16 protein-coding genes, 1 tRNA gene and 1 pseudogene are annotated in these 20,360 nt (G+C 39.6%); 8 read left to right on the forward strand and 10 right to left on the reverse strand.

Annotated features, from left to right (window positions below):
• Positions 1-43 precede the first annotated feature (43 nt).
• On the forward strand, positions 44-1,024 hold the full coding sequence (locus PL8927_RS14160) for an aldo/keto reductase (RefSeq protein ID WP_083622619.1): 981 nt from the start codon (positions 44-46) through the stop codon (positions 1,022-1,024).
• Between the two features lie 133 nt (positions 1,025-1,157).
• Here PL8927_RS14160 and PL8927_RS14165 read toward each other — a convergent pair whose 3' ends face one another.
• Positions 1,158-1,580 (reverse strand): putative toxin-antitoxin system toxin component, PIN family, encoded by a 423-nt coding sequence (locus PL8927_RS14165; RefSeq protein WP_083622621.1) that lies wholly within the window; start codon positions 1,578-1,580, stop codon positions 1,158-1,160.
• Positions 1,571-1,828, reverse strand: a complete 258-nt coding sequence (locus PL8927_RS14170; protein WP_083622622.1) for a hypothetical protein — start codon at positions 1,826-1,828, stop codon at positions 1,571-1,573. Before PL8927_RS14170 ends, PL8927_RS14165 begins: the two co-directional genes overlap by 10 nt.
• Positions 1,829-2,567: 739 nt before the next feature.
• Here PL8927_RS14170 and PL8927_RS14175 point away from each other — a divergent pair.
• The 4 genes from PL8927_RS14175 to PL8927_RS14190 all read left to right on the forward strand — a co-directional run bounded on the left by PL8927_RS14175 (position 2,568) and on the right by PL8927_RS14190 (position 7,998).
• Positions 2,568-3,938: a CmpA/NrtA family ABC transporter substrate-binding protein gene (locus tag PL8927_RS14175; protein ID WP_083622624.1), complete on the forward strand. Its 1,371-nt coding sequence runs from the start codon at positions 2,568-2,570 to the stop codon at positions 3,936-3,938.
• A gap of 119 nt (positions 3,939-4,057) precedes the next feature.
• Positions 4,058-4,906, forward strand: a complete 849-nt coding sequence (gene ntrB, locus PL8927_RS14180; protein ID WP_083622626.1) for a nitrate ABC transporter permease — start codon at positions 4,058-4,060, stop codon at positions 4,904-4,906.
• 72 nt (positions 4,907-4,978) lie between these two features.
• A complete protein-coding gene (locus tag PL8927_RS14185; RefSeq protein ID WP_083622628.1) occupies positions 4,979-6,985 on the forward strand; it encodes an ABC transporter ATP-binding/substrate-binding protein in 2,007 nt (668 codons plus the stop codon).
• A gap of 158 nt (positions 6,986-7,143) precedes the next feature.
• Positions 7,144-7,998 carry a nitrate ABC transporter ATP-binding protein gene (locus PL8927_RS14190; protein WP_083622630.1) on the forward strand — a complete coding sequence of 285 codons (855 nt, stop codon included), beginning with the start codon at positions 7,144-7,146 and terminating at the stop codon, positions 7,996-7,998.
• Between the two features lie 154 nt (positions 7,999-8,152).
• Here the strand turns inward: PL8927_RS14190 and PL8927_RS14195 are convergent, their stop codons facing one another.
• A complete protein-coding gene (locus PL8927_RS14195) occupies positions 8,153-9,124 on the reverse strand; it encodes a LysR family transcriptional regulator (protein WP_083622631.1) in 972 nt (323 codons plus the stop codon).
• 482 nt (positions 9,125-9,606) lie between these two features.
• On the opposite strand from PL8927_RS14195, the gene bicA reads away from it, so the two are divergent.
• Positions 9,607-11,334, forward strand: coding sequence for a bicarbonate transporter BicA (bicA, locus tag PL8927_RS14200; protein ID WP_083622634.1), 1,728 nt, complete (start codon positions 9,607-9,609; stop codon positions 11,332-11,334).
• Between the two features lie 130 nt (positions 11,335-11,464).
• Positions 11,465-11,536 (forward strand) — tRNA-Gly (locus PL8927_RS14205).
• A 37-nt stretch (positions 11,537-11,573) separates the two neighbouring features.
• On the opposite strand, the gene PL8927_RS14210 is transcribed toward PL8927_RS14205, so the two are convergent.
• From PL8927_RS14210 to PL8927_RS14220, 3 genes are read right to left on the reverse strand one after another with little or no spacing between them, the layout of a single operon-like run.
• Positions 11,574-12,254 carry a response regulator transcription factor gene (locus PL8927_RS14210; RefSeq protein ID WP_083622637.1) on the reverse strand — a complete coding sequence of 227 codons (681 nt, stop codon included), beginning with the start codon at positions 12,252-12,254 and terminating at the stop codon, positions 11,574-11,576.
• Entirely contained in the window at positions 12,251-13,705 is a 1,455-nt protein-coding gene (locus tag PL8927_RS14215) for a sensor histidine kinase (RefSeq protein ID WP_083622641.1), read from the reverse strand. The genes PL8927_RS14210 and PL8927_RS14215 overlap by 4 nt, the downstream gene beginning before the upstream one ends.
• A 36-nt stretch (positions 13,706-13,741) precedes the next feature.
• Positions 13,742-14,353 carry a cysteine dioxygenase family protein gene (locus PL8927_RS14220; protein WP_083622643.1) on the reverse strand — a complete coding sequence of 204 codons (612 nt, stop codon included), beginning with the start codon at positions 14,351-14,353 and terminating at the stop codon, positions 13,742-13,744.
• A gap of 194 nt (positions 14,354-14,547) precedes the next feature.
• On the opposite strand from PL8927_RS14220, the gene PL8927_RS14225 reads away from it, so the two are divergent.
• The gene (locus tag PL8927_RS14225) at positions 14,548-15,156 is read left to right on the forward strand and encodes a YHS domain-containing (seleno)protein (protein ID WP_083622645.1); all 609 of its coding nucleotides are present in this window, start codon (positions 14,548-14,550) and stop codon (positions 15,154-15,156) included.
• A gap of 234 nt (positions 15,157-15,390) precedes the next feature.
• Here PL8927_RS14225 and arfB read toward each other — a convergent pair whose 3' ends face one another.
• The 4 genes and pseudogenes from arfB to PL8927_RS14245 form a co-directional block, all read right to left on the reverse strand.
• Complete coding sequence (gene arfB, locus PL8927_RS14230) at positions 15,391-15,807, reverse strand: alternative ribosome rescue aminoacyl-tRNA hydrolase ArfB (protein WP_083622648.1); 417 nt, start codon at positions 15,805-15,807, stop codon at positions 15,391-15,393.
• A gap of 333 nt (positions 15,808-16,140) precedes the next feature.
• A complete protein-coding gene (locus tag PL8927_RS14235) occupies positions 16,141-17,223 on the reverse strand; it encodes a DNA methyltransferase (protein ID WP_083622650.1) in 1,083 nt (360 codons plus the stop codon).
• A gap of 392 nt (positions 17,224-17,615) precedes the next feature.
• Positions 17,616-19,357: pseudogene (ltrA, locus tag PL8927_RS14240) on the reverse strand (group II intron reverse transcriptase/maturase).
• Between the two features lie 640 nt (positions 19,358-19,997).
• A complete protein-coding gene (locus tag PL8927_RS14245) occupies positions 19,998-20,288 on the reverse strand; it encodes a hypothetical protein (RefSeq protein WP_083622654.1) in 291 nt (96 codons plus the stop codon).
• Positions 20,289-20,360: the final 72 nt, after the last annotated feature.

Here is a 20,360-nt window from a genome sequence, read left to right on the forward strand (position 1 = left end):
AATTAGGATATAATGCCCTCGGTTATTATTATAAGTCATAATTATGAACAATCATCAACCCCTGTCTTTACCTAAAATGGGATGTGGAACTTGGGCCTGGGGAAATCGCCTATTATGGGGTTATGATCCCAGTATGGATGCACAATTACAACAAGTATTTAATCGGTGTGTCAGTCAGGGTGTAACGTTATTTGATACGGGAGATTCCTATGGGACAGGTAAATTAAACGGACGCAGTGAATCACTTTTAGGACAGTTTTCTCAACAATATCAAGGAATTAATCAAGACCAGATTTGTATCGCCACAAAATTAGCCCCCTATCCCTGGAGATTAACTCGCAAATCGATGATTAATGCCTGTGAAAATTCAGCTAAACGATTAGGAAAAAATGTTGATTTAGTTCAGATGCACTGGTCTACAGCTAATTACGCACCTTGGCAAGAATGGAATTTATTAGAGGGTTTAGGAGATTTATATGAACAGGGATTAGTTAAGGGAGTGGGGTTATCAAATTATGGGCCGAAACGGTTAAAAAAAGTGTATCAAAAATTAGCAGATCGAGGAATTCCGATTTCAACTTTACAGGTACAATATTCTTTATTATCAACTTATCCCGTAACCGAATTAGGGTTAAAACAGGTTTGTGATGAATTAGGAATTCAATTAATTGCCTATAGTCCGTTGGGGTTGGGATTATTAACGGGAAAATTCTCGGAAAATACTCCTTTACCTAAAGGCATTCGGGGAGGATTATTTAAAAAATTATTACCTGGAATTCAACCAATTTTAGGTTGTTTGAAAGAGATTGCTGAATTTCGGTCTAAAACCTTAACACAAGTTGCTTTAAATTGGTGTATTTGTAAAGGTACAATTCCAATTCCTGGGGCAAAAAACCTAGAGCAAGCGCAAGACAATTTAGGGGCGTTAGGGTGGTATTTGGACTCAGGAGAAGTGGCAGGGTTAGATAATGCTGTGATGCGTTCTAATCAACAAATGGTACAGAATATTTTTCAGACTTCTTAGTGTTTCTAAATTTTTTATTAATTCAATGATAATGATATTCTGTCAAAAAAAATGGAAACATATAGCACTAGCAATCAAACCATCTCGTAGGGGCGGGTTCTGCAATAATATTAAAATCCCACCCTTAACCTACCTAAACCCGCCCCTGACCCATTAAACTTAAAAAATCTGCCGCATTCACAATTTCAATTCCTTGATAATTTTTTAAAGGAAGTAAATGTTTCTTATCTCCAGTTACGATATAATTTGCCTGACCAATAACTGCACATTCTAACACCATATTATCATCAGGATCAGTAATAATTACATTAAGAGTATTAGAAATGATAGCCAACTCTGAACAGTTAGCTATCATTTCAACTTCTGACTCAACTTTTTCTAATGAATAGCGAAATTTAAACTGTAGTTTTTCTCGAAACTCATCCAGAATTTCTTGACAAGTTACAGATTGAATTTGACCTAAATGAGCAAGTCGCAAACACTGATAGGGACTACCTCGTTGCGAGAGAACAGTTGCAATCAGAATATTAGTATCAAACACAACTCTTATTGACACTTTCTATCCTCATGCACAATATCATTAATAAAATCTAATCGTTCTTCATCATTCATATTATCCCAATCTTTCCCCCTTTTCCAAGCTAAAAGTCGCCCATGTTCTTCTCCCTGTTTCGTAAACTGATCGAGGGAACCCCAACGAGACTCGATTAAAAATCCGACTAATTCCGCTTGACAATCAGAAGGAAGTTGCTTGACTAAATCTAGGACTTGTTCATAAGTTAACGTTAAGGTTGATGTTGACAATGGTTTTACCTCCAGTCTTGAATCTTGCGATCGCTTTTCTATTATAACTTGAAATCTCAACTGACTGATTAATTGTTATCTAACAGACCAATCCTCTGATGATAATCGCCTATGGTATTATAAACTAAAGATTAAACTAACCCTATATGAATCAATTTATCAACCTACAATACCATTAATTTGTAAGGGCGGGTTCCGTAGGGTTTTTGACATCCTACCGTTAATCTTTGTAAACCCACTCCCAACCCATTAAATCAACTTCTCTTAATTATTGATCTTTTTCTATGTCAAGTGTATTCAATATTGTTTCCCGTCAATGCTTTTAACAGGATGCGTTTATTCAACTAAAACAACAGATAAATTGTTTTAGTGTCTATTTTAAGCTAAAATCCTCCTCTACAATAAGATTAACTTATGTTTTATACAATCTAAGCCAGCTAAAATAATGAATGATAAGCTAAACTTGATCATTGTATTTAAGAAAAAATTAAAACTTAACACCATAAAGTAGTGACAGATTGCAAAAAAGCTGTTATCTTTATAGACAAGAACAGTGTTAACACGACTTCTTCATTGACTAGGCTCTATTCTAAGTCACTCTAACCCTAGGGTGATGTTTAATCTAGCTTATTGCCTTTCAGGACAAGCTAGATCCCTTGTGTTCAATGATTTAACTACTACAAAACCTATTTTGTAAGTAGCAACCTATTGTTTTAAAGGCAGGTTGTTAGGAGGTTTTATGTCTCAATTTTCAAACGGTTATTCTCGCAGAAAATTTTTAATTACCGCCGGAGTTTCAGCCGCTAGTACCCTCTTTTTAAAAGGATGTTTAGGCAACCCACCCGAACCCACCGCTAACGCTGGAAATTCACCTAGTACAGTTGTTCCTGTGGCAAATATTAGCCCAGAACAAGCTCCAGAAGTCACAAAAATTAAACTCGGTTTTATTCCCATTGTGGAATCTGCCCCATTAATTATTGCTAAAGAAAAAGGCTTTTTTGCTAAGTATGGAATGAGCGATGTTGAAGTCTCCAAACAAGCAAATTGGGCTTCAGCACGGGATAACGTAACCATTGGGTCAAGTGGGGGCGGAATTGATGGCGGACAGTGGCAAATGCCCATGCCTCATTTAATGACAGAAGGCATTATTACCGGGGGCAAAAAAGTTCCCATGTATGTCTTAGCCCAGCTTAATACAAATGGTAATGGGGTGGCAGTTGCTAACCTTCATACGGGTAAAAATGTCGGGCTAAATCTGCAATCTGCGGCAGAATATATTCGCAGTTTTCCAAGTACCAATGGACGTAAATTTAAAGCGGCTCATACCTTCCCCAATGTGAATCAAGATTTTTGGATTCGTTATTGGTTCGCAGCAGGTGGAATAGACCCCGATATTGATATTGATTTGATTGCAGTTCCTCCCGCAGAAACGGTTCAGGGAATGCGGAATGGAACGATGGATGCCTTTAGTACAGGCGACCCTTGGCCCTATCGAATTGTTGCTGATAATATCGGTTATATGGCTTGTATTAGTAATGAAATATGGCCCTATCATCCTGAAGAATATTTAGCCATTCGTGCCGACTGGGTTGATCAACATCCCAAGGCAACAAAAGCTGTATTAAAAGGCTTAATGGAAGCCCAACAATGGTGTGATAAACCGGAAAATCGAGCCGAATTAATAGCGATTGTTTCTGGACGAAATTATTTTAATATTCCCAAAGATGTGATCACTCCTCCCTATCAAGGAAACTATCAGATGGGAGACGGAAAACCCGCCATTCAAGACTTTAATAAAGGCCCCTTGTATTGGAAAGATCCCATTGGCAGTGTTTCCTATCCCTATAAAAGCCATGATTTATGGTTTTTAACTGAAAGCATTCGTTGGGGTTTCCATAAGGGTCAAATTCAAGATATTGCCCAAGCTAAAGCCTTAGTTGATAAGGTAAATCGTGAGGATATTTGGCGGGAAGCGGCTCAAGAAGCGGGATTTACGGCTGATATTCCCACTTCAACTTCACGAGGGGTTGAAAAATTCTTTGATGGCATTACCTTTGATCCCGCAAATCCTGAAGCTTATCTTCAAAGTTTAACCATCAAAAAAGTATAGTGATAACCTCAGAATTAAGAATAAAGCTATAGGAATTATAGATAATTCTTAATTCTTGAAAACCAAATTTTCCCCATTCTTATTGTAGACAGAAAAAACTTTCAAGGAGTTGTAACAAAATGACAAGTACCGCCAAAAGAAGAACGAGTGGAAATAGCTTTGTTGACAATTTGGGTGAATATTGGAAAAAGAACTCTCAAAATATTATTCTTCCCTTAATAGGAACCCTGGGTTTTTTAATAGTTTGGCAACTTTTATATCTATCAGGAATTACCCGTTTACCAGGGCCATTAAGTGTAGTTACTAATGAACAAACCCGCATTTTATTAATGTATCCCTTCTATGACCGAGGAGGTTTAGATAAAGGCTTATTCTGGCAAACCTTAGCCAGTTTAGGACGGGTGGCTCAAGGCTATTCAATTGCTGCCATTGTTGGCATTAGCGTCGGTATTTTAGTCGGAACAAACCCCATATTAGATAAAGCCTTAGATCCCTTATTTCAATTCTTACGCATGGTTGCACCTTTAGCCTGGGTTCCCATTGCCTTAGTTGCCTTTCAACAAAACCAACCCGCCGCGATTTTCGTGATTTTCATTACTTCCGTTTGGCCGATTTTAATCAACACCAAAGAAGGCGTTAAACAAATTCCTGATGATTACAATAACGTTGCCCGTGTGTTGCAACTCTCTCGCAAAGAATATTACTTAAATATTCTGTTTCCCTCTGCTTTACCTTACATTTTCACGGGATTAAGAATTGCCGTTGGTTTAGCTTGGTTAGCGATTATTGCTGCTGAAATCGTGATGTCTGGTATCGTCGGAATTGGTTTCTTTATCTGGGATGCTTACCAACAAAACTATATCAGCGACATTCTTTTAGCCGTCGTTTATATCGGTGCAGTTGGTTTAATTTTAGACCGAGGAATTGGTTACATTCAACAATTAATTGTTCCCGGTGAAAGAAAGTAAACCCGTAGGGGCGGGGTTCCCCCGCCCAACCCCCACACACCATCCCCAAATCATTACTAAGGAGTTAAAATCATGGCAAAACCATTAATTGAAGTTGAACAAATTGATAAAGTCTTTCCTTTAGCCGGAGGCGGTCAATATATAGCCCTCAAAGGCATTGATTTACAAATCAAAAAAGGTGAATTTGTTTCCTTAATTGGACACTCAGGGTGCGGAAAATCCACCTTATTAAATATGGTAGCCGGGTTAGATTTACCCTCAGAAGGAATTGTCACCATTGAAGGACAAAAAATAACCAAACCAGGGCCAGATCGGATGGTGGTGTTTCAAAACTATTCCTTATTACCCTGGCGAACAGTCCGAGAAAATATTGCTTTAGCGGTTGATTCTGTCATGAAAGGATTACCGTTAGGAGAACGAAAAACTATCATTGAAAGTCATATTGATATGGTAGGATTACGTCATGCTGTTGATAAATATCCCGCCCAATTATCCGGGGGAATGAAACAACGAGTTGCGATCGCTCGTGCCCTAGCTTTACGCCCGAAATTACTATTATTAGATGAACCCTTTGGAGCCTTAGATGCCTTAACACGGGGGAATCTTCAAGAACAATTAATGAAGATTTGCCAAGATAATCAAATCAGTGCCTTAATGGTGACTCACGATGTCGATGAAGCAGTTTTATTATCCGACAGAATTGTGATGTTAACCAACGGCCCCGAATCACAAATTGGGCAAATTTTAGAAGTAGATATTCCTCGTCCCCGCCAACGGATGCAAGTGGTAGAACACCCCAGTTACTATCGCTTACGGAGTGAAATGATTTATTTCCTCAATCAACAAAAACTAATCAAAAAAATGCGGGCGAAAAAGAATAAAGTTATTGCCCGTCATGGCCTAGAAAAAATTAATTTAGAACTCGGTTTTGTTCCCCTCACTGCCTGTGCCCCCATCGCCGTTGCTAAAGAACTGGGATTTTTTGAAAAACATGGTTTAGATGAAGTCCATCTGGTGCGAGAAAGCAGTTGGCGTGGCATTAGCGATGGCATTGCAGGAGGCTATTTAGACGCGGCTCAGATGCCCTCTGGGATGCCTCTGTGGATGACATTGGGGGGGGATGACACCAAACCCGTAACGGTGATTACATCGCTTACTATGACCCGCAACGGCAACGCCATTACCCTCGCCCGTCGCTTCTATGACCAAGGAATTTACAGCCTAGCCGACTTCAAACGGATGTTGCTGTCTTACCCAGAACAACAGCATCGCATGGGGGTTGTCCATCCCAGTTCCATGCACAACCTGTTACTGCGGTATTGGTTAGCCTCCGGGGGGATAGACCCTGACCATGATGTCGAACTGTTGACCATTCCGCCTGCCCAAATGGTGGTGGACTTACAAGCTGGCACTATTGATGGGTTCTGTGTTGGCGAACCTTGGAACCTGCGGGCGATGATGGAGGACGTCGGGTTTACGGTGGCGACGGACTTAGAAATTTGGCCGGGACACCCTGGAAAAGTCTTAGGGGTGCGGGAAGACTGGGCCGCAGCTTACCCCAATACCCATATTGCCTTAGTGAAATCGTTGTTAGAGGCGTCCGCCTATTGTGCTGACCCCGAAAATGCTAATGAAATTCGGGAAATTTTGGCCCAACGTACCTATCTGGGCACTCGCGCCGAATATATTCAGTTGGCTGATCCGAATGATACCGCGTGCAACCTGGATCAACCGATGCGTCAATATGCCCATCATCAATTTTTTGGTGAAGGCGTCAACCGTCCTAGTCGCACTGAACAACTTTGGCATATTGTTCAAATGGCACGTTGGGGGCATACTCCCTTCCCCCGCAACTGGGTAGAAATTTTAGAACGCTTATGTGCGGTGGGCGCTTTTAGTACCGCCGCCCGTGAATTAGGACTTTCTGAAATTAGTTATAGTCGGGGCACTATTCAATTATTTGATGGCACAAAATTTGATACTGAAGATCCCATTGGTTATCTCAATAGTTTGAAAATTAAACGGGATTTTACTGTGACAGAAGTTGTCTTAGATACGCCTCGCTTGAAAGTGGCTTGACTTCAGAAACCGGGTTTCGAGCTTCGATTTTTGAGTTCTTCAGAAACCGGGTTTCTCCCTTGATTTTTGCTAATGAGTAAAAATTTTTGCTAAGAAACCCGGTTTCTATATCTTGAAGTTAAAACTATCGTGAAATTTAAAATTCAGGAAAAATAACCATGACTACAACTAAAACTTCTGCGTCTACCTTTGGTAAAAAATTTACTAAAACATCAAAAATAAAAAATCAGCCTTATTTAGTGTTTGATCACGTTTCTAAGGTTTATCCGACTCCTAAAGGGCCGTACACGGTTTTAAAAGATGTTAATCTCACGATTAATGAAGGAGAATTTATTTGTGTGATTGGACATTCTGGGTGTGGAAAATCGACGTTATTAAATATGGTTTCGGGGTTTAATATTCCTTCTGATGGTAAGGTAACATTACGCTCAAAACCGATTTTAAAACCTGGCCCCGACCGCATGGTAGTGTTTCAAAACTATGCCTTATTACCTTGGCGAACGGTATTTGAAAATGTTTATTTAGCGGTTAATGCCGTTCATCCGAATAAATCTCAAGTCGAAAAAAATGCTATTGTTCGAGATCATTTAGCGATGGTAGGCTTATCAGAAGCCGCTGAGAAAAAACCGCCTCAAATTTCAGGGGGGATGAAACAACGGGCGGCGATCGCACGGGCTTTAGCCATTCGTCCTGAAGTGTTAATTTTAGATGAACCTTTTGGGGCGTTGGATGCAATTACCAAGGAAGAATTGCAGGAAGAATTGTTAAAAATTTGGAATGATCATCGCTGTACGGTGTTAATGATTACCCATGATATTGATGAGGCATTATTCCTAGCAGATCGGTTAGTGATGATGACAAATGGCCCCTCAGCAACCATTGGAGAAATTTTAGAAATTCCCTTTGAACGTCCGCGCGATCGCACTCAAATTATGGAAGATCCCGAATATTATAACCTCAGAAATTATGCCCTCGATTTCCTCTATCGTCGGTTTGCCCATGATGATGAATAAATAATTGTTGACACACCCTAAAACCCCGGTTTCTTGAAGAAACCGGGGTTTTAATTAGGGAAATTTCAAGCAGTTAAGGGCGAGAAAACCTCGCCCCTACAGGTTATTTTTAGATGAAGTAAAATGTCATTTGCTTTTCTAAAGCTAACGGATTTTATCCCATTTTAACTAAATCTCCCTGATGATTTCCGAGCAAAGTTCCACTCTGTAAAGCCAGGGTTCCTAATAAGGGAACATGATTACTATTTTCTAATAAAAATTGTAAAAAAGTCTCGGCAATAATAGACAGTTGTTTTCCTTCTAAATGAGTGACATACCAGCGCAGATGAATCGGAAAATGTTGTACATCTAAAATGGTTAATTCTCCCATTAACTGTTCTGCAATCAGGGTATGTTGAGATAAAACCGAAATTCCTAAACCTCCGGCGATCGCTTGTTTAATCGCTTCATTACTGCCTAATTCTAACCGCACTTTCACCGCAACTTTATAACGTTCAAATAGTTTTTGAACCGAGAGTCGTGTTCCTGAACCTTGTTCTCGCATAATAAAAGGTTCTCCCGCTAAAGATTTAATCGGAATATTTTTTTCTCCCGCTAAAGGATGATCTTGTCGCGCCACAACGACTAAAGGATTATCTAAAAATGGTTGAGTAGATAACGCCAGATCTTCAGGCGGTTGACTGAGAATATATAAATCATCTTGATTATCGTGCATTCGTTGAATTAAGGTGGCATGATTAGTCACCTGTAAAGCAATATCAATCCCTGGATATTGTTGACAAAAATGCCCTAAGACTCTGGGGACAAAATATTTAGCCGTTGAAACAACTCCTAACCGTAACCGTCCTTGTTTTGTACCTTTTAATGCTGCAATTTGCATTTCTAAATTATCTAACTGTTCAAAAATATTCTGACAAGTAGATAACAACGCTTCTCCCGCTTCAGTCAGATACAGTTGCTTGCCAATTTGTTCAAATAACGGTAAACCGATGGTTTGAGTTAGTTGTTTAACTTGGGTTGAAACCGTTGGCTGTGTAATCATCATTTCTTCGGCGGCTTTAGTAAAGCTACTATGACGCGCCACCGCCTCGAATACTTTCAGTTGATGTAAGGTTGCCTGCATCAAGATTCTATCCCTCCTTAAGTCCTTATGGTTATGAAATCAAAAGCTGTGCAACGTTGCCTGTTGTTTATATTATAGATATAAATCAATAATTTTATCGTTTTCTATAATACTAAGGCAATATAACTAAAATTTATCTACACAGGTTCGGGGTGATAATTGCAGAAAACCCTTGCACAGTCGGGATTTTGAGGAAATTGATCTTAAATCGATCAGATTAATGACTTTATAAATTATAACTTCCTGTGTCATTGTCAGCATTGTTTTTTTATTCAATATTTCTAGCCACTAACTCCTTAATGCTCAGATTCCGTAAATTCCCTTCTGGTTGCGCTTCCTAGCGATTCCAGATTTCAGGATAAAATTTTTTCAATTAGAACTTGCGATCGCTGTTTCGATAATGATAAGCTTCACAATAGATAAAAATCAATAGTCCATGTTTTAACAATAGTCAAAAAACAATAACAGGAGTCCAACATTTCTCTATGCAAGTGTTCAACCAAATCAAGTTTGATAATCTACGGGGGGATCTATTTGGGGGACTGACCGCCGCCATTGTCTCTCTACCCCTTGCTTTAGCCTTCGGGGTCGCTTCAGGTGTTGGCCCCGTTGCCGGTCTTTACGGTGCAGTCTGTATAGGCTTTTTCGCGGCTTTATTCGGAGGGACACCCACATTAATCTCCGAACCCACGGGGCCGATGACGGTAGTAATGACCACGATTGTCGCCAGTTTTATGGCAAAAGACCCCGATAACGGCTTGGCAATGGCGTTTACCGTTGTCATGATTGCGGGCTTATTTCAAATTATTTTTGGGGTATTCAAACTCGGTAAATATATTACCTTGATGCCCTATAGCGTGATTTCCGGCTTTATGTCGGGGATTGGGATCATTTTAATCATCTTACAAATCCCACCGTTTTTAGGGCAAGCCACACCCAAGGGCGGTGTATTGGGAACCATCCAAAGCCTACCAGAACTATTGACAAATATCAATCCTGTAGATGCGACCTTGGCAGGTTTAACCCTGGGGATTATTTTCCTAATGCCCTCCAAATTTAAGCGAATTGTTCCGCCGCAGTTAGTGGCATTAGTGATTGGTACAGTCGTTTCTTTGATCTTTTTCCAAGGTGTTGATATTCGCCGTATTGGTGAAATTCCCACCGGACTCCCCGTCCTGCAAATGCCTGTGTTTAGCCTCGATCAACTGACCATTATGTTAGTTGATGGGGTAATGTTGGGGATGTTAGGTTGTATTGATACCTTATTAACAGCCGTAATTGCTGATAGTATTACCCGGACTCAACACGATTCTAATAAAGAATTAATTGGTCAAGGACTTGCCAATATGGTGTCGGGAATTTGTGGCGGATTACCCGGTGCGGGTGCAACAATGGGAACCGTTGTTAATATCCAAGCGGGTGCAAAAAGTGCGTTATCTGGGATTACCCGGGCGCTGATTCTGCTAATTGTGATTTTAGGAGCCGCCAGTCTCACCCAAAGTATTCCGATGGCGGTGTTAGCCGGAATTGCCTTGAAAGTGGGGATTGATATTCTCGATTGGAGTTTCCTCAAACGTGCTCACGCCGTTTCCGCCAAAGGCGCGATTATTATGTACGGCGTGATGCTATTAACGGTATTTGTTGACCTAATTGTTGCTGTGGGTGTGGGGGTATTTATTGCTAATATTCTCACCATTGAACGCTTGAGTGATATGCAAGCTCAAGATGTGAAAGCGATTAGCGATGAAGATGATGCCATTATCATGAGCCCGGAGGAAAAAGAGTTACTCGCGGCGGGTCAAGGTCGAGTGTTGTTATTCTATCTCAGTGGCCCGATGATCTTTGGGGTAGCTAAAGCCATCGCCCGTGAAGAATCCGTAGCCCAAAATTATGATGTCTTGATTTTTGACTTAAGCGATGTTCCGATGTTGGGAGTTACGGCTTCTTTGGCGATTGAAAATGCCATTAAAGATGCCGTCGATAAGGGTCGTCACGTCTTTATTGTTGGCGCCGCAGGTAAGATTAAACAACGCTTAGAACGCTTTAAGATTTTAGATATGATCCCTTCCCATCATTTAATTCTGCAACGGAAGGAAGCGTTACAACAAGCTTTAACACTGATTACTCCTCCGGCCTATAGTGATGAAATGCTGAATACTAGCCCCAGTGATGCTCAAAAACCGATTATCACAACCAACTCCGAATTAATTTAAGCCCTTCCTAACCCGTGATCTCTGCTGCTAATTCTAGCGTTGCTGTTCACGGGTTTTGGCTTATTTTCGATTAGATCTATTGAAAATTAGGAAAATTATGTTATAGTTAACAGTAGTCTGAAATAAATTTGCGGACGTAATTCAGTGGTAGAATGTCAGCTTCCCATGCTGAACGTCGTGGGTTCGAGTCCCATCGTCCGCTTTCGCCTGATCTGCTGAAAACCTTGGCAATAAAAAACCTAAGCATACTCTCTTAACACATAACCAACACCTCGAACGGTATGCAATAAGCGTTTTAACTGATTGACTTCCATCTTAATCCTTAAAGCGCGAATATAGACTTCAATAATATTCGATTCTCCCATAAAATCATAACCCCAAACTTGCTCTAAAATTTGTTCTCTGGTCATGACTTGACGAGGATTTCTGAGCAGAAATTCTAATAAATCAAACTCTTTAGCCGTTAATTCAATTAATTGATTTTCTCGATACACTTCACGAGTTAAACGGTTTAAGGTTAAGTCTTCAAATTGTAAAGTATTGGGGTCATCGGGTCGGGTGCGGCGCAGACGTGCTTTGACTCTGGCTAACAATTCTTCCATACTAAAAGGTTTGGTGACATAATCATCCGCACCCGCATTTAATCCCGTGACTCGATCGGGTACTTCATCCTTAGCCGTTAACAGAATAATCGGAACTTCAACACCCGTTGAGCGCAGTCTTAAACACACATCTAACCCAGAAATACCCGGAAGCATCCAATCTAATATTAACAGATCGGGTTGACGATCACGAGCTATGATTAATCCATCAAATCCATTTTGAGCAACGGTGACTTCATACCCTTCAAGACGCAATTCTATTTCCATAAATTGAGCTAATTTAGGGTCATCTTCAACAACAAGAATATGATCACTCATAGCTGTGAATTCCAGATCGGTAATATAATTGTAAACACACTCCCTTCTCCGGGTTTAGATCGGAGGGTAATGCGTCCTTCCATTCCTTCAATTAAACTTTTAGCGATCGCTAATCCTAACCCTGTCCCATCTCGAGAACGAGTCATAGACTCATCGACTCGATAAAACCGTTCAAAAATTCGGTTTTGATGAGCCAAAGAAATCCCTATCCCGCCATCGCATATATGAATTATAGCGTGCTTTTCTGTTTTTTCTAACACTAAATCAACAGGTTGTTCAGGAGATGAATATTTAATCGCATTATCCACTAAATTAATTAACACTTGTTGTAACCGATTTTGATCCGCAGAAGCAACAACTTCCTGATCGGTTGAAACTAAAGTAATTTCTCGATTACTAACGGTTTGACTCATGGCGGCTACCTCAGCAACCAAAGTATTTAACACCACTGGATTTACAGAAAAATGTAAATTTCCACTATCAGCCCTAGCTAAATCGAGCAAATCTTCTAACATTCTAATGGTTCTTTCTGTTTCCCCAATAGCTGTTTCTAAGGCTTGTTTTTGATAATCACTAAAATTTGTACCCCGTCTTAATAAACTTTGTAAATATCCTAAAACCACCGTTAAAGGAGTGCGTAATTCATGGGAAACATTACCCACAAATTGCCGTTGTTGTTCCCAAGAAGCCGATAATCTTAATAACATTTCATTAAAGGTTTGGGCGAGTCCTAAAATTTCATCCGGTGCTTGATGAAGTTCTAATTTAGCTGCATTCAAATCATCAGCCGATAGGGTACTAGCAACTTGACTCATTTGTTCTAAAGGATGGAGAGCATGACGAATGCGGTTAGCGATCGCTAACATTAATAATAAAATCACTAAACTACTCACCGCAATTAAACTGCGAATACTATGATTTAATTGATGTTTTTCGGTTGTAATATCTTTAGAAAAATAAACTGTACCCTGTAACTGATTTTTAATGGTTAAAGTTCTTGCACAGATGACTAAATAGCGATCGTTGATATGAATTAAACTGGGTTCACTGGGAACTTGGGTTAAAGAAATCATTTGAGTGATCTTAGAAGATTGCATATCCATTCCTGGGGAATTCACTAATAGCATCCCATCATTTCGTTTCACCCAAACCATAACTCCCCCAGTAGAAGATTTATAAACACTGCGGTTTAAACCCACTTCAATTGACCCCATTTCGCTATATAATTCAACCTGTTCAGGAAACCTTGCACTAATATATTCTAGGGTTCCTTTATGGGCGACAATTAGATTTTGAGAAAGTTGCCAACCTGCCCATACTGCTACACTACTTAATCCTAAAATTGATAATACTACCAATTCCAAAGTCAGGCGAAATTGTAGGGAGGAGGTAGAAATTCGTTTCCCTGTAAACGGGTTGATAGGAAATCTAAATCGGCGAGTTGATTTCATATAATTAGTCTGGTTAATGATAATAACAATTTTAGGTTAAAAGTTGTAGGCTGTGTGTAAAATAGGATCAAACTCAAATCTTAGGTCATGATAAGTTTCACCATACAAATTTAAACTAATTGTTGGGTTTGGAGTCATAGCTTCTACTTGATGAATGGCATTAGGCATTAAACAGAGAATATCGCCCGGAGTCAATAAATGATCCCTAATAGTTTGAATGCGATCTGGAAATTTAGCAGTAGGCGATCGCTGCCAAAATGTATTTTTTTCTTCTCCATTTAACAGCGCAACAACTCCCCAACTCCCATGATTATGAATTGGAGAAATAGCGCCCGGAGTCCAAGCAACTAACTGCACTGTTAGGGGAAAAAAAGGTTCATCATAGAGGTTTTGAACAGCCCAACCCGTTTGGGGATCGGGTTCTAAAAATGCAAATTGTAACCAAGAAGAACTCTCTAATAATTGACGCACCAGAGGACAAATCGCTTGGAGTCGTAAACGATCATCACTAATTTTATCTAATATATCTTCAAGGTCAGTTAGAAAGCGATATAAACGATAGGGATGAGTTGTATTTTCCCCAAAAGGAATAGTTTTCAAGAGATTACACTGTCCATCATTACTAACAAACCAGTTTTGTCCGGTCATGGTATTGATTAAGCATTGTTAGGGTTAATCTCTATTTTATAAACAATTTTGCTTCTGAGATGAAGCTTACCTAATTACCAGATTAATTTTTGCTGAAGATGAGGTTTTATCTAATACCCATGTTTTCCTCATCTAGGACTCATTTTCTTAAGTGTTAATGTAAACAACCTCAAATGATCAGCACATTCAACACCATGAAAGTACAATACATTACGACCATCGCTATTGCCGCTATTCTAGGATTAGTAACAGCTAATATCAGCAATGCCAATTCTAATGTTTTAACACGCTCTAATTCTATAACTCTTTCATCTCAGGTTGCACAGTCTAACCCTTGCGCGGGTAAAGATAATCCTTGTGCGGGTAAAGCTAATCCTTGTGCGGGTAAAACTAGCGCTGCAACAACCCGTCACCCTCAATTTTACACGGAAAATGGTATAGCTTTGGATGGTCAGGATGTCGTTGCCTATTTCACCCAAAATAAACTTATGACTGGAATGTCACAATTTAAGCACAGTTGGGGAGGAACAAATTGGCTATTTTCGAGTGCGGCTAACCGTGATCTGTTTGCTCAAAATCCTGAAAAATACGCTCCTCAATACGGTGGATATTGTGCCCAAGGTGCGAGTGAAGCCCATCTTGTAGCGACTCAGCCTGACGCCTGGAAAATTGTTAATGGAAAGCTCTATCTAAATTATGATAAAACTGTACAAGCTCAATGGATCACGGATATTCCGGGTCATATTGCTTCAGCTAATAAAAATTGGCCTGCTATTCTGAATAATAATGATTTGTTTCGTTAGTTGATACAGAAACCGGGTTTCTCGCACAATATTTTGTTAGAGTTAACAAATATAGCAATCCGTGTAGGATTTGTGATCAAAACCTGTAGGGGTTGGGTCTCCCAACCCTCTTTGCGCCTGGGTTGGGAGGGACGCCACCCCTACGATAAAATATTACAACCTATTTAGGGTTGCTATAATAATTNTAACGTCGGTGTTGGGTTAAGCTCCTCCTAGATTTGAACCTCCAGACCGCTACTCTGTAATGACTTTTCCGCGCATCATTTTTAGGTGCGATCGCTTCGTTTTACTATCCATCCGCTTTCTTTGAGAACTGCGAGTGGGTTTACTCGGTTTGCGGGGTTTAGGAATGGCGATCGCACTTTTAATTAAGGTTTGAAGTCGTTGTAATGCTTCTTCTCGATTCTGCTCTTGAGTACGGTATTCTTGAGCTTTGATCACGATCACCCCTTCTTTAGTAATCCGTTGATCATTAATCTTTAATAACCGCTCTTTGTAATGTTCAGGTAATGAAGAAGCGATAATATTAAAGCGCAGATGAATTGCACTAGCGACCTTATTAACATTTTGCCCCCCTGCACCCTGAGAACGAACTGCACTCATCTCAATTTCATTCTCTGGAATGCTCACCATCTTAGAAATTTCTAGCATAGTTTATTAATAATTTTAGAAGAAATTAACTGTATTGGGTTTGGGGAGTTGATGGGGTGCGATCGCAACAACAAAAACAATCAACTCGTAAATATCCCAATTTGGGATAATCCTAAATTGGGTTTATCTTGTCTAAGGTGAAGATATTGGTTAACCAAAGGCAAGATGAAAACCATCTCTAGCCCTGAGTATCACATATTTCGCCAGCGCATGATTTTAGCACGCAAGGCAGCTAAGTTGACTTGTGTGATATGAAGATCGGGGAATGGAATAGACTTTTATCCAGCCGTAAAGAGGAAAGAATTAAGCAAGCTTTACAAAGTTATTTAGATATTAAAGAAGAGAGTATTGATAAAATTCTGGATTAAATCTCTCTGTACCCCAGTAAAAATAGTCAGGGTCAATTTCACAGGAATAGGCTTTTCGATTTAACTGACGGGCTGCCAGAGAAGCACTAAACAAACCTCCAAACGGTTCCCAGATAATATCATTTTCATCACTAGAAGATTGAATAATTAGACTCATGAGATCAAGCGGTTTTTGATTCAGATGTAATGCTTTACCAGATTTAGTTTTAATTCGTTCATTTCCTCGTAAAGCAGAACGTTCCCAAACATTTGTAAACCCATGAGGACATTGAAATTTTGAGCGCATTTTGCTCCATTCTTGTTTCGTCAAAGCGCGTTTATTATCTAAAGAAAAATAAGGTTTACCTTCTGAATTACCCTTTTCATTAGCATAATTAACGAGACGTTCAAACATTTCTGGCGGAGGAAAATACCATAAATGTCCTTGATCAAAATATTTTCTGGTTGCAGCATCAGCAACACCGCAAGCCTCATTTGCGCGTTTGAGGGGTAGTCCTGAACGTTTCCATTCTTTCAGCAACCATGTTTTCAACGGCAAATTGTTAATCGTTACTTCTCTAACATATTGAACACAAACTTCTGTAACAACTGGAAACCTGCGAATTTTTTCGGTATTAACATTTCCTGCAATATGACCTTTGCCTTTATTCCAAATATTGCAATTCACATAACGCCAACCGTATTTTTCAAGAATGGGATGAACAACAGCCCAACCTATTTCTGAATTCCAAAACCAAAGGGTAGTACAAGGTATCGCTGCTTTTGACCAAGCTTGAATATGAGGTTCATACCACTGAGGTAAATCCAAATGATCTGATGTATCTCCTTCAAATCCTAAAACACCATAAGCCCCATCGGAAACAATAACAGTCGGTTGTTCCCATTGAGCATAATATTCGAGGCTATCACCTAAACACAACGTAACAAATTCATCATTCCATTGAGAAAAGCTTGGACTTACATCTAGTTTAACGACTTTTCCACGACCGACTGTACTTGTTGCTTTGGGTTTTAAAGTGTTGTAGGGGGGTTTGTTAGGTAAAGTCATTGACTCAATTGAAAGGCTAAAAAAAGTATAGTTTTTATTGGCTTATCTTATTCTAAAATTTTAGAAAACACTACCTATCCCATCCTGGTTTTTTACCAGCACCACACTTAGCGCATTTAACCCAGCCCTGATCTCGATAGTCCTTCCCATAAACTTCAAAACTCTTTCTACTATCAATTGGTGCTCTGCACTTCCGATTCCAACAGTGACTAATGTAAACATTGTAATTATGCTTGCTGCCATCTAAGCCAGAAGCTTCATCAAATACCGATCGGTCGCTTAGAGGACTATCCGGGCAATGAAAAAGAGTAATCTATTAGGGGTCGAGGGGGGCTTTACAACCCCCGACTCCCATTCAGAACCGTGCTTGCGACTTTCACCGCACACGGCTCCTAGTCTAGTTGACTGTTTTCATCAGAACATCCGGTTTCTTTTGAGTTGTAAGACCCATCAGTTGCCGTTTTAGTATCGTGACAGTGGCGATGTAGTAATTGTAGGTTCTTATATTCGTTTTTCCCGCCTAAACTTGTGGGAAGAATTGTGTCCCGATTTCTACAATATCTTCTGGGCTGAAATATTGTCCACAGAAGTTACATTTGCCTTTCTGCTTTTTAAGCAGTGTTGCCACTCGTTTAGGCACATCAAAGGATGTTCCTTTTCTTGTACTCCAATATGTCCAGTTTCCGTCATAGGGTGATGCTTCAGGTCTTACAGTTACATGGCGGGTAATAGGTGTTTCTGCATGGATTAATAATTTGAGTCCCTCATTGGTTTCAAAACTCCATGCTCTATTACCGTTTTTCTTGTAGTATTTTCTTAGTTTCTTGTAACTTGCTTTACCACATCTGCTGACTGTCCATGCTCTTAATCTTTGCCATGTAGTATGGTCTAATGAGGAAAATGTCTTTTTGGAGACAACTTTGGAATGGTAATTACACCATCCTCTTATGACTGGGTTTAGATTTCTTATTAGTGCGGTTTGAGGTGCTGATTTGTGGGATTTAATCACTTTCTTTACCTGATCCGCATGAGCTTTAATTGACTTTTTACTAGGTTTTATTAAAGTATTAAATCCTAGTAATTTCTGGTTTCGGCTTCCGGTTTTACTTGAGTGGTGTTTTCCCACTGGATATTGTCGGAAGTTCCAACCTAGAAAATCAAATCCTGGTTTGACCTTATTGCCATTTACTTCGATTTCTCTTAGTGTGTGACAAATTCGGATTTTGGCTGGTTTCAGTTCTAATCCGATAGGTTTCAACCATTCTTCTAGGTCAATTTGGCATTGTTGAATGACTTCTACTTGTGGGCTAATCACCACGAAATCATCGGCATATCTGATGACTTTGGCGTAATTTTTATTTCCATTTGTCCCTTTAGGAAAAAGGTTTTCAATTAGCCTAATCATCCCATTCAATGCGATGTTAGCAAGTAGGGGACTGATGACACCTCCTTGTGGAGTGCCTGCCTCTGTTGCTTCAAATATGCCGTTGTCCATAACTCCAGCTTTTAACCATTGTCTGATTTGTGCTTTTATAGTTGATGGACAATCAATTTTGGACAGTAGGTAATCATGGTTAATTTGGTCAAAACACTTTGAGATGTCAGCATCAAGGATGTAGTATTCACCCTGTTTGATGCTGAGAAAGATTCTTGACATAGCGTCATGGGCTGAACGTCCAGGTCTAAACCCGTAGCTTTTGCCCTCGAATCTGGCTTCCCATTGTGGTTCTAACGCCAATTTAACCAAGGCTTGCCTGACTCTATCGTTTATAGTCGGTATACCTAATGGGCGTTTTTCCCCGTTGGGTTTGGGTATCCATTTCCTTCGGAGTGGTTTTGCCTTTTGGTATTTACTCAGGTTTTGGGCAAGTTCTAGTCGTTGTTTGGGTGTGATGGATTTAACCCCATCTACCCCGGCTGTTTTCTTGCCTTGATTATCTTGAGTTACCTTTCTAATTGCTAGAAGTTTGGCGTAATATGACTTGACTAGAAGTCTTTGGAGTTTTCGAGCTTTTGCGTTTTGTCCCGATAATGATGCCTGGTAAATTCGCTTTTGCAGCTTAAAGACTTTTCTCTGAACTTTCGCCCAGTTTATAGTCTTCCATATATCCGTAGTCTTTAAACTCGTTTTCATCGTTTTAACTGCTAATTACAACCTTACCTAACAACTTGACCGGAATCTATCGGCTTATATTGAACATTACATTCAATCATTGGCTTCTGACTCCATCTTTCACCCTCACAACATCCGCTTTAGATTTGTGGCTACCTAACAGTGTTCGACCTCTGTAGGAGTGTATGAGGGGTTTTGACGTTCCTTGAAAATGGGGTTATTGCCTTTAGAATCATCCTATCCACCGGGGTACTTTTGGGAGTCTTGGTAAGTATTAATTAAATAACCTTACCTTTGTAAAAGATTATAAGAAACCTTCTACCTATTCCCCTTGTTCATTTTGAACGCAGCGTATCAAATCATTTCGCTACTCTCAACATCACGATGGTTCATGACAGATGTTCACTTTCTTTATTCTTGGGTAATTGGCTGGAGAACTACTTAGATATTGATTTATATCCGATTTCCCATTACTCCCAGCTTCAGTGTTTTGATAATCAGTCTGACACTGTGGGAGTTGCCGAATCTCTTTGGATTTGGATACCGTATTATTCGGTGATCCTTTCCATTGACTCCGAGATTGACCTTCCTTTAAGGTCACATTTTCAAAGTTAAGGCAAATTTGATTAGTTTATTCAACTGTCTACATTTGCCTCCCTGTTTACGTTTCGGGTATTATCCTTAGACTTTGACAGGAACATCTCGCACCATATATTTGTGAGTGTATAGTATACTTAGGATCGAAATTCATGAACTTCTGGCAAGAACTGCATTTTAATCTGTCAGAGTTTTTGCTTACTAAATCCATCCAGTCTTCAATTTTTTTGATATATTCTTTTGGATTTAATTCCTCACCATCATCACAAACAATCTTCACATTTTTATTATATAGGAAATTTTTTAATATCAAATCATCACTTAAATCGTCACTTAAATCATCATTGTCATCCAAGTTTTGATTAGATTTATTTTCGGAAAATGAATCATCCTGATCATCATTTCCTGAATATATATTATAATCCTG

It is taken from the genome of Planktothrix serta PCC 8927 (assembly GCF_900010725.2).
Lineage (GTDB): Bacteria > Cyanobacteriota > Cyanobacteriia > Cyanobacteriales > Microcoleaceae > Planktothrix > Planktothrix serta.

What these genes read in the sequence shown, in the direction of transcription:
- PL8927_RS14160 (WP_083622619.1), top strand. Translation starts at nt 44, where the DNA reads ATGAACAATCATCAACCCCTGTCTTTACCTAAAATGGGATGTGGAACT.
- PL8927_RS14175 (WP_083622624.1), top strand. Translation starts at nt 2,568, where the DNA reads ATGTCTCAATTTTCAAACGGTTATTCTCGCAGAAAATTTTTAATTACC.
- ntrB (WP_083622626.1), top strand. Translation starts at nt 4,058, where the DNA reads ATGACAAGTACCGCCAAAAGAAGAACGAGTGGAAATAGCTTTGTTGAC.
- PL8927_RS14185 (WP_083622628.1), top strand. Translation starts at nt 4,979, where the DNA reads ATGGCAAAACCATTAATTGAAGTTGAACAAATTGATAAAGTCTTTCCT.
- PL8927_RS14190 (WP_083622630.1), top strand. Translation starts at nt 7,144, where the DNA reads ATGACTACAACTAAAACTTCTGCGTCTACCTTTGGTAAAAAATTTACT.
- bicA (WP_083622634.1), top strand. Translation starts at nt 9,607, where the DNA reads ATGCAAGTGTTCAACCAAATCAAGTTTGATAATCTACGGGGGGATCTA.
- PL8927_RS14210 (WP_083622637.1), bottom strand. Translation starts at nt 12,254, where the DNA reads ATGAGTGATCATATTCTTGTTGTTGAAGATGACCCTAAATTAGCTCAA.
- PL8927_RS14215 (WP_083622641.1), bottom strand. Translation starts at nt 13,705, where the DNA reads ATGAAATCAACTCGCCGATTTAGATTTCCTATCAACCCGTTTACAGGG.
- PL8927_RS14220 (WP_083622643.1), bottom strand. Translation starts at nt 14,353, where the DNA reads ATGACCGGACAAAACTGGTTTGTTAGTAATGATGGACAGTGTAATCTC.
- PL8927_RS14225 (WP_083622645.1), top strand. Translation starts at nt 14,548, where the DNA reads ATGAAAGTACAATACATTACGACCATCGCTATTGCCGCTATTCTAGGA.
- arfB (WP_083622648.1), bottom strand. Translation starts at nt 15,807, where the DNA reads ATGCTAGAAATTTCTAAGATGGTGAGCATTCCAGAGAATGAAATTGAG.
- PL8927_RS14235 (WP_083622650.1), bottom strand. Translation starts at nt 17,223, where the DNA reads ATGACTTTACCTAACAAACCCCCCTACAACACTTTAAAACCCAAAGCA.